This is a genomic window from Spirilliplanes yamanashiensis, assembly GCF_016863475.1.
Taxonomy (GTDB): Bacteria; Actinomycetota; Actinomycetes; order Mycobacteriales; family Micromonosporaceae; genus Spirilliplanes; species Spirilliplanes yamanashiensis.
In genome coordinates this window covers 173,025-186,435 of record NZ_BOOY01000032.1, presented here as the reverse complement: position 1 = coordinate 186,435, position 13,411 = coordinate 173,025, and the positions used below count along the sequence as shown (strand labels likewise).

The 13,411-nt window shown below is 77.5% G+C and carries 14 protein-coding genes; 10 read left to right on the top strand and 4 right to left on the bottom strand.

Translation table 11 applies throughout. From position 1 onward, the window contains the following. Positions 1–138: 138 nt before the first annotated feature. On the bottom strand, positions 139–735 hold the full coding sequence (locus Sya03_RS23400) for a signal peptidase I (RefSeq protein WP_203940522.1): 597 nt from the start codon (positions 733–735) through the stop codon (positions 139–141). 142 nt (positions 736–877) lie between these two features. Between Sya03_RS23400 and Sya03_RS31645 the strand changes: the two genes are divergently transcribed. From Sya03_RS31645 to Sya03_RS23385, 3 genes are all read left to right on the top strand, one after another. Beyond that, positions 878–2,038: a hypothetical protein gene (locus Sya03_RS31645; RefSeq protein WP_203940521.1), complete on the top strand. Its 1,161-nt coding sequence runs from the start codon at positions 878–880 to the stop codon at positions 2,036–2,038. Then, positions 2,035–3,138 carry a hypothetical protein gene (locus tag Sya03_RS23390; protein ID WP_203940520.1) on the top strand — a complete coding sequence of 368 codons (1,104 nt, stop codon included), beginning with the start codon at positions 2,035–2,037 and terminating at the stop codon, positions 3,136–3,138. Before Sya03_RS31645 ends, Sya03_RS23390 begins: the two co-directional genes overlap by 4 nt. A gap of 104 nt (positions 3,139–3,242) precedes the next feature. Continuing rightward, on the top strand, positions 3,243–3,848 hold the full coding sequence (locus Sya03_RS23385) for a hypothetical protein (protein WP_203940519.1): 606 nt from the start codon (positions 3,243–3,245) through the stop codon (positions 3,846–3,848). Between the two features lie 61 nt (positions 3,849–3,909). On the opposite strand, the gene Sya03_RS23380 is transcribed toward Sya03_RS23385, so the two are convergent. Then, a complete protein-coding gene (locus Sya03_RS23380) occupies positions 3,910–4,746 on the bottom strand; it encodes an NAD-dependent protein deacetylase (protein WP_370872069.1) in 837 nt (278 codons plus the stop codon). An 89-nt stretch (positions 4,747–4,835) separates the two neighbouring features. Here Sya03_RS23380 and Sya03_RS23375 point away from each other — a divergent pair, with 89 nt between their 5' ends. From Sya03_RS23375 to Sya03_RS23365, 3 genes are all read left to right on the top strand, one after another. Further along, the gene (locus Sya03_RS23375; RefSeq protein ID WP_203940518.1) at positions 4,836–5,177 is read left to right on the top strand and encodes a hypothetical protein; all 342 of its coding nucleotides are present in this window, start codon (positions 4,836–4,838) and stop codon (positions 5,175–5,177) included. 132 nt (positions 5,178–5,309) lie between these two features. Further along, positions 5,310–6,095 carry a hypothetical protein gene (locus tag Sya03_RS23370; RefSeq protein WP_203940517.1) on the top strand — a complete coding sequence of 262 codons (786 nt, stop codon included), beginning with the start codon at positions 5,310–5,312 and terminating at the stop codon, positions 6,093–6,095. A gap of 149 nt (positions 6,096–6,244) precedes the next feature. Next, a complete protein-coding gene (locus tag Sya03_RS23365) occupies positions 6,245–7,312 on the top strand; it encodes an App1 family protein phosphatidate phosphatase (protein ID WP_203940516.1) in 1,068 nt (355 codons plus the stop codon). Here Sya03_RS23365 and Sya03_RS23360 read toward each other — a convergent pair. Next, entirely contained in the window at positions 7,309–7,506 is a 198-nt protein-coding gene (locus tag Sya03_RS23360) for a hypothetical protein (RefSeq protein ID WP_203940515.1), read from the bottom strand. The two genes, Sya03_RS23365 and Sya03_RS23360, sit on opposite strands and share 4 nt — an antisense overlap. Before the next feature lie 17 nt (positions 7,507–7,523). On the opposite strand from Sya03_RS23360, the gene Sya03_RS23355 reads away from it, so the two are divergent. The 4 genes from Sya03_RS23355 to Sya03_RS23340 all read left to right on the top strand — a co-directional run bounded on the left by Sya03_RS23355 (position 7,524) and on the right by Sya03_RS23340 (position 12,706). Then, the gene (locus Sya03_RS23355; protein ID WP_203940514.1) at positions 7,524–8,240 is read left to right on the top strand and encodes a hypothetical protein; all 717 of its coding nucleotides are present in this window, start codon (positions 7,524–7,526) and stop codon (positions 8,238–8,240) included. A gap of 17 nt (positions 8,241–8,257) precedes the next feature. Beyond that, positions 8,258–11,068 carry an ATP-binding protein gene (locus tag Sya03_RS23350; protein ID WP_203940513.1) on the top strand — a complete coding sequence of 937 codons (2,811 nt, stop codon included), beginning with the start codon at positions 8,258–8,260 and terminating at the stop codon, positions 11,066–11,068. A gap of 35 nt (positions 11,069–11,103) precedes the next feature. Further along, on the top strand, positions 11,104–11,637 hold the full coding sequence (locus Sya03_RS23345; protein ID WP_203940512.1) for a YceI family protein: 534 nt from the start codon (positions 11,104–11,106) through the stop codon (positions 11,635–11,637). Positions 11,638–11,839: 202 nt separating this feature from the next. Then, positions 11,840–12,706: a sigma-70 family RNA polymerase sigma factor gene (locus Sya03_RS23340; protein ID WP_203940511.1), complete on the top strand. Its 867-nt coding sequence runs from the start codon at positions 11,840–11,842 to the stop codon at positions 12,704–12,706. A gap of 85 nt (positions 12,707–12,791) precedes the next feature. On the opposite strand, the gene Sya03_RS23335 is transcribed toward Sya03_RS23340, so the two are convergent. Then, on the bottom strand, positions 12,792–13,307 hold the full coding sequence (locus Sya03_RS23335; protein ID WP_203940510.1) for a hypothetical protein: 516 nt from the start codon (positions 13,305–13,307) through the stop codon (positions 12,792–12,794). Positions 13,308–13,411 lie beyond the last annotated feature (104 nt).

The window sequence follows — 13,411 nt, the reverse complement described above, 5'->3', positions numbered from 1 at the left end:
CTCCTGACCGCACGCGAGGCCGCGCGTGAGGCGGCCCGAAACCGGTTGCGGAAGCGGTTTCGGCAGGCAGTCAACATCAGTGACCCGAGTCACGTCAAGAGGTCAGAGGCCATCTTGCGGTTACAGGCAGGAAACGTTTCAGAAGGCGACCGGGATGTCCAGTTCCCGGGGGCCGCGAATCGATGCGGGTCGCTCCGGCGCGGGGCCCCGCGGCCCGGGCCGCGACCGCTCCGGCCACGCCAGCACGAGGACGACGAACGCCAGCGCGACCAGCGGGACCGGCTGCCGGGTCTGCGCCCAGAGCATCGGCAGGCCGGCGAACGGCACCCGCAGCCGGGCGACCCCGCGCACGCTCTCCGGCCGCACCGGGGCGTAGTCGCGCGACATGTTGGCGTCACCCTTGGTCACCAGCGCGCCGCCGGGCTCCCGGTCGACCACCCGGTGCAGCACCAGGCGGCCCGGGCGCACCGGGTCGTCGAACTGCACCACCAGGCCGCGCAGCTCCGAGCGCCGGGCCGTCGCCGCGTCCAGCGGCGCCAGCACCACCAGGTCGCCCGTGCGCACGCCCGGCTCCATGGAGCCGCTGGTGACGAGCGTGGTGTGCCACCCCGCGGCGTACGGGACGAACGCCCACAGCAGCAGCCCGCCGACCGCCACGAGCACGGTCAGCCGGACCGCGGCGCGCAGCTCGGCGAGGCTCGGCCACGGGCGGCGCGGAGCACGGTGAACGCCCATGACACCTCCTCCGACGCGGGCGAGCGGTTGCTGACCGTAACGTCGGCACGCACGCACCGTGGATGAGGTCTCACCCGGCGCTCTCAAGTCGGCTCCCCGGCCGCCGATGGACACGGCGACCACCCAGCCGAACGGAGCGAGCATGCAGCACGCGAGGGCGCACGGCCACCGGCTCGTGTCGGGCGGCACGCTGCTCATGATTGTCGCCGCCAGCGTCGCGCTGCTGGGGATCGCGTCGTACAAGCCGAAGCAGGACGCCACGGCGTCCCCCGTCGCCGTCCTGGCCTCGGTCGGGCTCACCGACGACGACAACGGCCAGGGCCTGTTCCAGGTGTCCGGCCTCGTGCCGGGCCACCCGGTCAGCCGGTGCATCAAGGTGAGCCACGCCGGGCAGGCCGGCGGCACCGTCTACGTCTCCGCCGCCCAGGTCACCGGCCAGCTCGCCGGCAACCTGCGGATCCGGCTCGAGCAGGGCAACGGCGGCGGCTTCGCCGGCTGCGCCGGGTTCTCCGGCACCACCGTGTACGACGGCCTGCTCACCGACCTGCAGGACCCCGACCCGGCCGCGCCGCGCACCACCACCGGCTGGACCCCCGCCGCGGCGGACAGCCGCACGTTCCGGGTCACCGCCACCGTGCAGGACGTCGCCGCCGCCCAGGGCCGCACCGGCACCGCGCAGTTCCGCTGGTTCGTCGTGGGCGCGCCCGCGCCGACGACGCCCCCCACCACGCCGCCGACGACGCCCCCGACGACCGCCCCCACCACGGCCCCGACGACGCCCCCGACCACGGCGCCGACGACGGCCCCCACGACCGTGCCCGCGTCCGGCGCGCCCGCGCCGGCCGCCACCACCGCGCCGGCCGCGAGCGCCGCCCCCGCGCCGTTCGCCGCCATCGGGTCCACCGCCGGGCCGCGGCCGACCGGCACCCGCCGCAGCGTCACCACCGGCATGGGCGCCAACCGCGACCCGCGTCCGGCCGGCTCCGCCGCCGCGCCGGCGCGCAGCAAGGCCGCCGACGCGCCGGCCGCCGCCCCGATGGCCCGCATCGCGGAGGCGCTCGCCCAGTTCGGCCGCGACGTCACCGAGGTCGCCGTGCGCAGCACCACCCACAGCGTGCTGCCCCTCATCGGCGCGCTGGTCCTGCTCGCCTTCCTGATGCTGCAGAACCGCATCGACCGGCTCGACCCCCGCTTCGCCCTGCGCGCCGCGCAGGACCCGCACCTGACCTTCCGCGACCCCCGCGCGGACGACGCCCTGACCCCTTCCGAGGACGACGTCGCCCACGAGGAGAAGACGACATGACCACGCCCGCACCCGCCGCCGACCTCATCCCGGTCGGCACCCGCCTGCGCTGGATGCTGCTGCTGCGCGCGGTCGTCATGGCGATCGTGCCCGCCGGGCTGCTCGTCGACGGCGCCGACCACGAGCAGATCCACCACGTCGTGCTGCTCACCGTGCCGTGGTTCGTGCTCACCCTGCCGACGCTGCTGCTCGGCCGCGCGCCGCGCGCGGTCGCCCTCGGCGCCTTCAACGTGTCCATGCTCGGCGACGGGCTGCTGCTGTGCCTGCTGTGGCGGGCCCTCGGCGGCCTCGACGGGCCCGGCGGCCACCTCGTGTTCCTGCACTGCGCCGCCGTGACGCTGCTCGCCTCGTTCCGCACCGGCGTCAAACTCACCGTGTGGCAGGGCCTGCTCGCGCTCGTCACCCTGGAGGCCGGCGCCGCCGGCATCTGGGGCGCCGCGACCCCGTTCGCGCTGGGCGACCTCATCGTCTACCAGGGCACGCTGCTGATCACCGTGCTCGTCACGGCCGCGGTCGCCGCCGTCAACGAGCGCGAGGTGCGCCGCCGCCGGGCCGACAGCGACGTGGTGCGCGCGCTCGCCGCCGACCTGGCCGCCGACCGCGGCGCCGCCGAAATCGCCGGCCTGCTCGCCGGCGCCGGCACCGGCCCGCTCATCGGCACCCGCGCGCTCGTGCTCGCGTACCGGCGCGACCCGCACACCGGCACCCGCGGCCCCGGCATCGCCGTGCTCCAGCGGCAGGGCGGCGCCGTCACCCACCACGAGGCGCCCGCGGCCCACTCGCCGCGCTCGGTGGTGAGCCGCGCGCTCGCGCAGTCGCGGACCCTGCTGGTCTCCCATCTGGACCCCGACCAGGACGACTGGCTCACCGCCGTCCTGCCCGGCGCGCGCAACGTCATCGTCGTGCCCTACGCCGTCGGCGGGGTCGCCGGGGCGCTGCTGCTCGAGGCGCCCCCGGTGCGCTGGGGCCGCGTCGAACACCGCGTGCAGGACGCCGCCGAACACCTCACCGCGCTCGCCGCGGCCGCCCTGGCGCGCGCCGTGCTGGCCGAGGACCTGGCCCGGACGTCCCCTGTGGACGCCCAGCCGGTGCCCGCGTAACGCCCGACACACCGCACGGAAAACGTTCAACCCCGCCGGCGCCCGCCGATAGGGACACCCGACAGCACGGGCGGACACGGACCGCCGAACCCAGGAGGCACATCATGCAGGACGCACACCCCCGCTCCGGTCGGTCCGCCAAGGTCGTGGCCGCCGCGGTCGTCGTAGGGCTCATCGGCAGTGGCGCACTCGTCTGGCAGGCGTCGAGCGCGGCGTTCACCGCCAGCACCGACAACGCCAACAACAGCTGGACGTCCGGCTCGGTCACCCTGACCGACAACGACTTCGGCGGCGCCAACTTCAACGAGACGAACCTCAAGCCGGGCGACACCGGTACCAAGTGCATCTTGGTCACCTACAACGGGAGCGTCGCCTCGTCGGTGACGCTGTACAGCAACACCCCGACCGGCACCCTCGGCCAGTACCTCGACCTCGACGTCTCGGTCGGCTCGGGCAGCACCTGCGCCTCGCCCGGCACCCAGACCCAGATCTTCGGCGACGTGAACACCGTGCCGGACAACTCGTCGGACACCCTCGACAACTTCGCCGCCGCCCACACCGACTGGGGCACCGGCGCCGGCACCTGGACGCCCAGCACGGCAGGGACGGCCAAGCCGTACACCTTCACCTACACGCTCGGTGGCGGCGACGCCGCCCAGGGCCTGTCGGCGACCGGCGTGCAGTTCACGTGGGAGGCGCAGAGCAGCTGATGCGCCCACGGCCACGGCCCGTCTCCATCCCCCTGGGAGGCGGGCCGTCGCCGTGCGCGGGTCACGCCGGCTGGGCGGCGGCGTCCAGCCGGCGCACCAGCTCCGGCAGCAGCTCGCCGAGCGGCGCGTCCAGCCGCACCGCCGCGTGCTCGTCGCCGCGGGTCACGCCCTGGTTGACGATGCCCACCGGGATGCCGTCGCGGGCCGCCCGCAGCACGAACCGCCGGCCCGACATCACGGTCAGCGAGGAGCCCAGCACCAGCACCGCGCGCGCCGCCTCCACCAGGGCGAAGCAGTGCTGCACCCGCTCGGCCGGGACGGTCTCGCCGAAGAACACGACGTCCGGCTTGAGCACCCCGGCGCACCGCCGGCAGGCCACCGTGCGGAAACCGGCCAGCGCGTCGTCGTTCAGCTCCACGTCGCCGTCGGGGTGCACGGCCAGCACCGCCGCCGCGAAGCCCTCGTTGGCCGCCGTCAGCCGGGCGTCCAGCTCCTGCCGGCCGGTGCGCTCACCGCAGTCCAGGCACACCACCCGGGACAGGTTGCCGTGCAGCTCCACCACGCCGTCCGCCCCGCCCGCCTGGTGCAGCCCGTCGACGTTCTGGGTGATGACGCCGGCCAGCGCGCCGCGCCGCTGCAGCTGCGCCACCGCCCGGTGCCCCGCGTTCGGCCGGGCGTCGCCGATGACCCGCCAGCCCACGTGGCTGCGCGCCCAGTAGCGCCGCCGCGCCGCCGGGTCGCCGGTGAACGTCTGGAAGGTCATCGGGGTGCCGCGCCGGGCCGCGCCGGTCGGGCCCCGGTAGTCCGGGATGCCGGACTCGGTGGACAGGCCGGCGCCGCTGAGCACGACGACGCCGCCGTCGGCCAGCCAGCCGGCCAGCTCGTCGAGAGGTTGCACGCCGTCCAGTCTGCCTCGCCCGGGACCGGACACCGGTGACGATGGACACGAGCGGTGCACGAACCGTGCCGCAGCGGTACGTTGTATCGGTGGCTCTCGACGGACGCACCCGGCTGGGGTACGCCCGTCGCCTGCTGCGCTTCCTGACCGCCCTCGCCCTGCTCGTGCTCGCCCTCGGCGCGCCCGCGGCCGGCGGCGCGGTCGGGCCGGCCCCCGCGCCGGCCGTCTCCTGGGCCGCCACGCCCGCCACTCAGGCCGTCGTCGCCGCACCCGCCGCACCCGAGGCCGCACCCGCCGCCGGGGCGCCCGCCGAGCCGCCGGTCCCGCCGGCCGCCGCCCCGCGCCTTGTCGTGCCGGCCGCCGCGGCCGCCGTCCCGCCCGCCGGTCCGGAGCGGCGCCCCGCCGCCGGCCGCGCCCCGCCGCTCGCCTGAGCTGGCCCCCGCGCGGCCGCGTGGCCGTGCGCGCATCCCGCACCTGACGAACGACCCCCTCAGTAGTTCACGGCCCCCGGGCGCCCCCGCGCGCGCCCCGGGCCGGCCTCGACCCCGAAGAGGTGCATGACCATGGAGAACGCCCTGCAGTCCGTGCTCGTCGAGATGCCCCAGGCCGCCGGCATCTGGCTGCTGCTGCTCGCCGTCGCCGTCGTCGCCGGGGCGGTCCTGGTGGCGCCCCGCCGCGCCGCCGCCGGGCCGGCCGCCCCGCCCGCCGCGCCGCCCGCCGATCCCGCCGACCCCGCCGACGCCGAGTTGGGGGAGGCCGCCCGGTACGCCGAGGAGGTCGCCGTCGCCGCCGACCGGGCCGCCGTCACGGCGCGCCGCCGGCACGCCGAGTGGATCGCCGCCGAGGCGGCCGTGGAGGTCACCTGGAAGGCATTCGAGGCCGCCGACGCCGCCTGGCGCCGGGCCGCGGGGGCGGCCGCGTACGCGGAGGTCGTCGCCGCGTCCCCGGCCGAGTGCGAGCGCTACCTGCACCGCTCCGCCACCGCCGCGTGCCGCCGCCGGGAGCTGCCGATGGCCGACCTCAGCGACGTCCTCACGCACCGCAACGGCTGGGACCCGAGCCTGCACCCGGCCGCCCAGGAGGCCGCGCTGCGCCGCGCGGTGCGCGACCGCCGGCTCGCCGCCCACCTTGCCGCGACCGAGGCCGAGCGGCTCACCTGGCGGGCCGCCGACCTGGCCGCCGCGGCCCTGAGCACCCTGCGCGAGGAGGCGTTCGAGGCCGCGTTCCGGGCCGAGACGCAGCGCCCGTCGGGCGCCGCGGACTGGCTGGACGCCCAGCTCAGCCTGGACGTGGCGGCCGGCGTCACCACCGTGCCGATCGCCCGCGGCGAGCACGCCCTGGCGGGCTGAGCGCCCGCGTCGACTGTGGAGCCGGGGCGTCCCGCGCTGCGGGCGCCCGGCACCGTTCACCCGCGGGTGTCGGCGGGTACTTGTACCGTCGGGGGTGGGCCGGACCGCCGGCCCGCCGAACATCGCCGACACGAAGGCAAGGTGGTCCCGTGGCGCTCACTCCCGCAGGCCGGGTCTTTCCCACCCGGCTGCACCGGGCGGCGCGCATCGAGGACAAGCTGCACGAGCTCGTCGCGCGCCGGCTGCGCCAGCGGGGCTGGCGACCGACGATCACGGCCTACACGGGCTACGGCGCCCCCGGCTGGGTGCGGGTCATGGCCCGGGTGCTGCTGGCCCGCGACGTGCCCGCCGGCGGCCGACGCCCGGAGAAGGTCCGCGGCTGGCGCAGCTTCACCTCGATCCCCGCCAGCGACGCCGAGGTCGTGGTCGAGGTCGGCGGGCGGCAGCAGGTCGCCCGCACCGACCGTGGCGGCTACGTCGACTGCGTCTTCGACGGCGAGCTGGCGCCGGGCTGGGGCACCGTGCGGCTGCGCACCGAGGGCGCCAAGCCGGTCGAGGCGCCGGTGCGCATCATCGACCCGGCGGTCACCTTCGGGGTGCTGTCCGACATCGACGACACGGTCATGGTCACCGCGCTGCCGCGCCCGCTGCTCGCCGCGTGGAACACGTTCGTCCTCGACGAGCACGCCCGCGCGGCAGTGCCCGGCATGGCGGTGCTCTACGAGCGCCTCGCCACGGCCAACCCGGGCGCGCCGGTGTTCTACCTGTCCACCGGCGCGTGGAACGTCGCCCCGACGCTGACCCGGTTCCTGTCGCGGCACCTCTACCCGGCCGGGCCGCTGCTGCTCACCGACTGGGGTCCCACCCCGGACCGCTGGTTCCGCAGCGGACAGGCCCACAAGCGCGACACGCTGGCCCGGCTGGCCCGCGAGTTCCCGCACGTCAAGTGGCTGCTCATCGGCGACGACGGCCAGCACGACCAGGAGATCTACGCCGAGTTCGCCGCCCGCCACCCCGACAACGTGGCCGCCGTGGCGATCCGCCGCCTGCTGCCCGGCGAGGCCATCCTGGCCGGTGCGATCCCGGCGCCGGCCGGCTCGTCCGACGGCGAGGCGCTCGGCCCGGCCGGCAAGAAGTGGCTGTCCGCACCGGACGGCGCCGGCCTGTGGGGGCTGCTGCGCGACGCGGAGATCGTCGAGCCGCCGGCGGACCGCTAGCTGGGCTGCGGCGGGGTCGCCCCGGCCGGCGGGTCGGCCGGCGGCTCCGCCGACTCCGTGAGCCGCGAGTGCAGCCGCCCCCGGATCTCGTCCGGCGTGTACGCCCGCCGCTTGCGCTCCGCCCGCGCCACGACGACACCCGTCGCCGCGATCCCGGCGAGCCCGGCCAGTCCGGCCACCTTCCACCAACGCATCCTCGTAGGGTAGTCGGATGCCTCCCGCCACCCTGAGCCTGGACGAGGCCGTCGACCTGACGCGTACGGGGGATCTCTGGATCTTCCGCGGCCGCAGCGTCCCGGACCGCGCCATCCAGTCGCTCACCAACAGCCCCGTCAACCACGTCGGCATGGCGCTGGTCGTCGAGGACATGCCGCCGCTGATGTGGCACGCCGAGCTGGGCCGCTCGCTGCCCGACATGTGGTCCGGCACCCGGCAGCGCGGGGTGCAGCTGCACGACCTGCGCGACGCCGTGCTGGTGTGGGGCCGCCGGTACGGCCAGCGCGGCTGGCTGCGCCAGCTCCAGCAGCCGGTGACGCCCGCGATGGAGGACGCCGCCCTGCGCACGGTGGCCCGGCTCGACGGCACCCCGTTCCCGTCGTCGGCACAGCTGGCGTGGCGCTGGGTGCGCGGCCGGGTGCCGCAGCCGCGCCGGCTGCCCTCGCTGCCGTCGCTGCCGTCGCTGAAGTCCCTGCGGTGGCGCGGCGAGGTCGGCGCCGGGGACGCGACCGGGGTGTCCGGCGAGGCCGCGCTGGAGACCGCGTACTGCGCGGAGGTGGTCGCGGTGACCTACGAGGCGATGGGGCTGCTGCCGTCGGGCCGCAAGCCGAACTGGTACGACCCGGGCCGCTTCTGGAGCGGCGACGAGCTGGAGCTGTGCGACGGCTACACGCTCGGCGACGAGATCGCGGTGGAGTTGCCGCCGCGCTGAGCGCGACAATGCCCGGCATGGACGTCCCGCTGTTCGGCCGCGACGACGAGCTGGCCCTGCTCGGCCGGCTGCACGCCGCCGCCGCCGGCGGGTCGGGGGCGCTGGCCGTCCTGACCGGCGAGCCGGGCGTCGGCAAGTCGGCGCTGGCCGAGGCGGCGGCCGCCCGGGCCGCCGCGCACGCCGCGGCGCCGGTGCTCACCGGGCGGGGCGTCGCCGACGACGGCGCGCCCGCGTTCTGGCCGTGGCTGCGGCTGCTGGCCGCCGGGGAGCGCGCCGGCGTCGCCGGGCTGCACCCGGGCCTGCTCGACCTGGGGGCCGGCGGCGCGCAGCCGGCCGCCCAGCCCGCCGCCGCGGCCCGGTTCGTCGCCGGGCAGGCCACGGTCGACGCGCTCACCGCCGCCGCCCGCCGGACGCCCGGGCTGGTGCTGCTGCTGGAGGACCTGCACTGGGCGGACGCGCCGTCGCGGTCCCTGCTGCACGCGCTCGCCGCCGAGCTGGCGGACGTGCCGCTGCTGGTGCTGGTCACGTCCCGCGACCCGGAGGCGGAGCTGGCGGCGCTGCCGCGGGCGCACGCGGTGGCCGTCGCCCCGCTCGGCGAGGCCGCCGTCGCCGCGTACCTGCGCGCCGTCGCGCCCGCCGTGCACCCGTCCTGGGCGGGGGCGGCGCACCGGCTGACCGGCGGCAACCCGCTGTACCTGCGCGAGCTGGCCCGGCTGCCGGCGCAGCGGGCGGCGTTCGCGGCGCCCGCCGGCGAGGTGACCGCCCCGGCGCAGCTGCACCGCCTGGTCGCGCAGCGCTCCGCCGCGCTCGGCCCCGGCTGCGCCGCGCTGCTCGGCGGGTGCGCCGCGCTCGGCGAGGAGGTGCACGTGCCGCTGCTGACCGCCGTGGCGGGGGAGTGCGGCCCGCTGCTCGCGGAGGCGCTCGCGGCGGGCGTGCTCGTCGACGACCCGCGCGCCCCGGCGACCCTGCGCTTCTCGCACGACCTGGTGCGGCAGGCCGCGTACGCCGGGCTCGACCGGGCCACCCGGATCGACTGGCACCGGCGCATCGCCGACGCCCTCGACGCGGCCGGGGCGCCGCCCGCCGAGCGCGCCGCGCACCGGCTGCGGGCGGCCGCCGACGAGGCCGGGCGCCGGCGCGCCGCCGAGGCGTGCGCGCGGGCCGCCGACGCCGCCGCGGCCGCGCTGGACGTGGCCGGCGCCGCCCGCTGGTACGGCGAGGCACTGGCGCTGACCGCCCCCGCCGACCGGGCCCGCCGGGCGGAGCTGCTGGTGGCCCGGGCGGAGGCGGCGTACCGCGACGGCCGGCTCGACGACGCGGTGGTCGACTGCGCCGAGGCGATGGACCTGGCGGAGGCGCTGGAGAGCCCGGCCCTGGCGACCGAGGCGGCCCTGGTGGTGCGCGGCATCGGCAGCACGCTGACCCCGCACCAGGCGCAGCTGTGCGCCCGGGCGCGGGCGCTGCTCGGCGGCGAGGACAGCCCGCGGCACGCCCGGGTGCTCGCCCAGGAGGCGTTCCTGCTGGCGTACCGCGGCGACCACGCGGCGGCGGAGCCGGCCGGCCGCCGGGCGATGGCGATGGCGGAGCGGTCGGGCGACCCGGCGGCGCTGGTCGCCGCCTGGCACGCCCGGCACGAGGTGGTCGACCCGGTCGACGGCGTCGCGGAGGTCGGCGACCTGGCCGGGCGGATGTGCGGGCTGGCCGCGGCGAGCGGCCGCCCCGACGCCGAGCTGTGGGGCCGCAGCTGGCTGCTGGACGCCTGCCTGCTCACCGGCGACCTGCCCGGCTACGACACGCAGACGGCGGCGCTGGCCGTCCTCGCCGGGCGTCTGGGCTGGCCGGTGGCGCGCTGGCACCTGCTGCGCGCCCGCGCCACCCGCGCCGCGCTGGCGGGCGGGTTCGCCGAGGCGCGGCAGCTCGCGGCCGAGGCGCGGGACCTGGCCGAGCGGGCGCAGATCGCCTCGGGCCGCTGGCTGTACCTCGCGTTCGCCGGCGGGCTGGCGCTGCACACCGGCGAGTGGGAGCCGCCGGGCACCCGGGCCGGGCTGCTGCCCGAGGCGCTGCGGCACCCGATCGCGGCCGCCCAGTGGGGCCTGTACGCGCTGCACACCGGCGACGCGGAGACGGCGGCGCTGGCCTGGCAGGCGCTGCGCCCGGAGGTGGGGCGGCTGCCGCGCAACGCGCGGTGGTGGTTCACCACGATCGCGGCGGGCGAGCTGGCGGTGGCGTGCGGCGACCTGGCCGGCGCCGCCCGGTGCCGGGACCTGGCCGGGCCGCACCGCGGCTACTTCGTCAACTCCACGACGAACTGCCACGGCGCCGCCGCCCGCCCGCTGGGCGCCATCGCGTCGGCGCTCGGCGAGCACGACCGGGCCGTCGCCGAGCTGACCGCCGCAGTCGAGCTGGAGCTGGGCGCCGGGGCGCCCGCGTTCGCCGCGCACGCCCGGCTCGCCCTGGCGTCGGCGCTGGTGGCGCGCGGCGGCGGGGGAGACCGGGAGCGGGCGCGCGGCGCCGCGGCGGAGGCGCTGCGCACCGCCCGCCGGCTGGGCATGGCGCCCGTCGAGGCCGCGGCGGGCGCGCTGCACGACGAGCTGACCGGGGTGCGCGGCGGCGTGGCCGCGCTGACCGCCCGGGAACGCGAGATCGCCGGGCTGCTCGCCGCCGGCGGCACGAACCGGGCGATCGCCGAGCGGCTGGTGCTGAGCGAGCGCACCGTCGAGACGCACGTGCGCAACCTGCTGGCGAAGCTCGGGCTGGCCAACCGCACGCAGGTGGCCGCGTGGGCCGCGGAGGCCGGTCTGCGTACCGGATCTGCGGGTCGCCACTGACGCGGCCGGGCACCCCTCCGGGGTGGGGTGGACGCATGGAGACGAACACCCGCGCCACCGTCCAGCCCGGCACCTACCGCCTCGACCCGGTGCACACCACGATCCGGTTCACCGCCTACCACCTGTGGGGCGTCAAGCCGGTCGCGGGCACCTTCACCCTGCGCTCCGGCGTGGTCGTGGTGGCCCACGACCAGCGGCGCAGCACCGTCGCCGCCGAACTCGACGCCGCCAGCTTCCACACCGACGACCCGCGCCGCGACCGCGACGTCACCGGCAAGTTCCTGCACGCCGCCGCGCACCCGACCATCGCGTTCCGGGCGACCGCCACGGACTCCGCGCGCCTCGACGGGGTGCTGACCGTCCGCGGCACCGAGTCGCCGCTGGCCCTGGAGGTCGGCCCGCCGGAGCCGCTGGACGGCGGCGGCTGGCGGTGCGCCGCGACCGCCCGGGTCGACCGGTTCGCCGCCGGCGTGACCACCGGCCGCGGCATCGTGCACCGGTGGCTCGACGTCGAGCTGACCGTGGTGGCCGTCCCGGCGCCGGTCGGCTGCACCGGCCTGCGCCCCTGACCGGGGCCGTCCGCCACACCCGCCCCGCAACCGCCGGCGGCGTCCCCAGCGCGGGACGCCGCCGGCGCCGCGTTGCGGGCCGGGTGTAGTGCGGCGGCAACCCCGCTGCACCCGTTCGCGACCCGGCCCGCACCGCGCGGACCGGACAGTTCTCCTCGCAGCCGGCATGGACGCCGGCCCTCACGGATGAGGAGAACCGCTGATGAGCGTCGCCCACCAGGCGGACGTCGCCCCATTCCAGGAGCGCCGCCGCGAAGACATCGTCACCGCCCACATGCCCCTCGTCGGTCACCTGGTGCGCGAGATGCTCGCCCGGGTGCCCGGCCATGTGAACCGGGACGACCTGCTGTCCGCCGGCTACGCGGCCCTGGTCGCCGCGGCCCGCGGCTTCGACGCCGACCGCGGCGTGCCGTTCGCCCGCTTCGCCGCCGCCCGCGTGCGCGGCGCGCTGCTCGACGAGCTGCGCGGCCTCGACTGGGCCAGCCGCTCGGTGCGCCAGCGGGCCCGCAAGACCGACGCCGCCCGCCAGCAGCTCGTCAACGAGCTGGGCCGCACGCCCACCGCGGCGGAGGTCGCCGCCCACCTCGGCGTCACCGTCGAGGAGGTCACGTCCGCCGACGAGGACGTGCAGCGCGCCGTCGTGTTCAGCCTGCAGGGCTTCGCCACCGGGTCGGCCGAGGACATGGTCAGCGAGCCCAGCCCGGGCCCGGAGGACATGCTGCTGCGCCGCGAGCGCCTCGGCTACCTCGCCGACGCCATCGCCGCCCTGCCGGAGCGGCTGCGCGTCGTCATCACCGAGTACTTCTACGCGGAGCGGCCGATGGCGCAGATCGCCGCGGAGCTGGGCGTCACCGAGTCGCGGGTGTCGCAGCTGCGCGCCGAGGCGCTGGGCCTGCTGCGCGACGGCATGAACACCCACCTGGACCCGGCGCTCGCCGCGCAGGGCCCGAAGCGGGAGGGCTGCGTCGCCCGCCGCCGGGAGGCGTACTACGCCTCGATCGACGCGAAGGGCGACCTGCGCAGCCGGCTGTCGCACACCGGCCCGGACGGGCTCCCGCTCGCCGCGTGAGCCCGGCACGCACGACGGCGCGCCGCCACCCGGATCCCTCGGGTGGCGGCGCGCCGGTGTTACGGGGTTTGGCTCAGCGGTCAGGTCACGCGTTGGCGCAGGTGCCGGCCTTCTTCTGGGCCAGGATGGCGCGCTGCGCGCCCTGGGCGTAGAGCTTCAGGCCGGCCGGCGCCGGCTCCAGCTTCCAGGCGTCGCCCTCGTACACCATCGTGTACGACTGGGCGGCCACGAGCTGCTTGGCGATGACGATCGCCTTGCTGTCGCCCTCGAGGCGGGCGCTGGTCAGCGTGATCGCCAGGCCCTTGCGGGCGCACGCCTCGTTCAGCTTGACGTAGTCGGCCTTGGTGATGGCCTTCTTGCCGGCGTCGGTGTACATCTCCCAGGCGCCGGCGAAGTCGCCGCCGCTGAAGCGGTCGAACATGGTCTGGGCCGCGATCTTGGCGGCGTCGAGGGTCTTCGGCTGCGGACCGCTCGCGGCGGCCGCGGCGGCCTTACCGCCATCCGCGTCGGCGTCGTCGGAGCAGCCCGTGGAGAAGCTGATGACGGCGGCCGCGACGGCGGCGAGGGCGGCGAGGCGACGGATCGGGTGGTTGCGGTTCATGACCGACTTAATGCGATCCGGCCGTCTCGCGTAACGGCTCACGGGAGCGTTGACGGATTAACGACAGTCGCGCCACGGCCGTCACCCCTGGGGGCGACGGCCGC

Excerpts from the sequence above, each read along its gene's own strand:
- Sya03_RS23400 (WP_203940522.1), bottom strand. The coding sequence starts at position 735 with ATGGGCGTTCACCGTGCTCCGCGCCGCCCGTGGCCGAGCCTCGCCGAG.
- Sya03_RS31645 (WP_203940521.1), top strand. The coding sequence starts at position 878 with ATGCAGCACGCGAGGGCGCACGGCCACCGGCTCGTGTCGGGCGGCACG.
- Sya03_RS23390 (WP_203940520.1), top strand. The coding sequence starts at position 2,035 with ATGACCACGCCCGCACCCGCCGCCGACCTCATCCCGGTCGGCACCCGC.
- Sya03_RS23385 (WP_203940519.1), top strand. The coding sequence starts at position 3,243 with ATGCAGGACGCACACCCCCGCTCCGGTCGGTCCGCCAAGGTCGTGGCC.
- Sya03_RS23370 (WP_203940517.1), top strand. The coding sequence starts at position 5,310 with ATGGAGAACGCCCTGCAGTCCGTGCTCGTCGAGATGCCCCAGGCCGCC.
- Sya03_RS23360 (WP_203940515.1), bottom strand. The coding sequence starts at position 7,506 with ATGCGTTGGTGGAAGGTGGCCGGACTGGCCGGGCTCGCCGGGATCGCG.
- Sya03_RS23355 (WP_203940514.1), top strand. The coding sequence starts at position 7,524 with ATGCCTCCCGCCACCCTGAGCCTGGACGAGGCCGTCGACCTGACGCGT.
- Sya03_RS23350 (WP_203940513.1), top strand. The coding sequence starts at position 8,258 with ATGGACGTCCCGCTGTTCGGCCGCGACGACGAGCTGGCCCTGCTCGGC.
- Sya03_RS23345 (WP_203940512.1), top strand. The coding sequence starts at position 11,104 with ATGGAGACGAACACCCGCGCCACCGTCCAGCCCGGCACCTACCGCCTC.
- Sya03_RS23340 (WP_203940511.1), top strand. The coding sequence starts at position 11,840 with ATGAGCGTCGCCCACCAGGCGGACGTCGCCCCATTCCAGGAGCGCCGC.
- Sya03_RS23335 (WP_203940510.1), bottom strand. The coding sequence starts at position 13,307 with ATGAACCGCAACCACCCGATCCGTCGCCTCGCCGCCCTCGCCGCCGTC.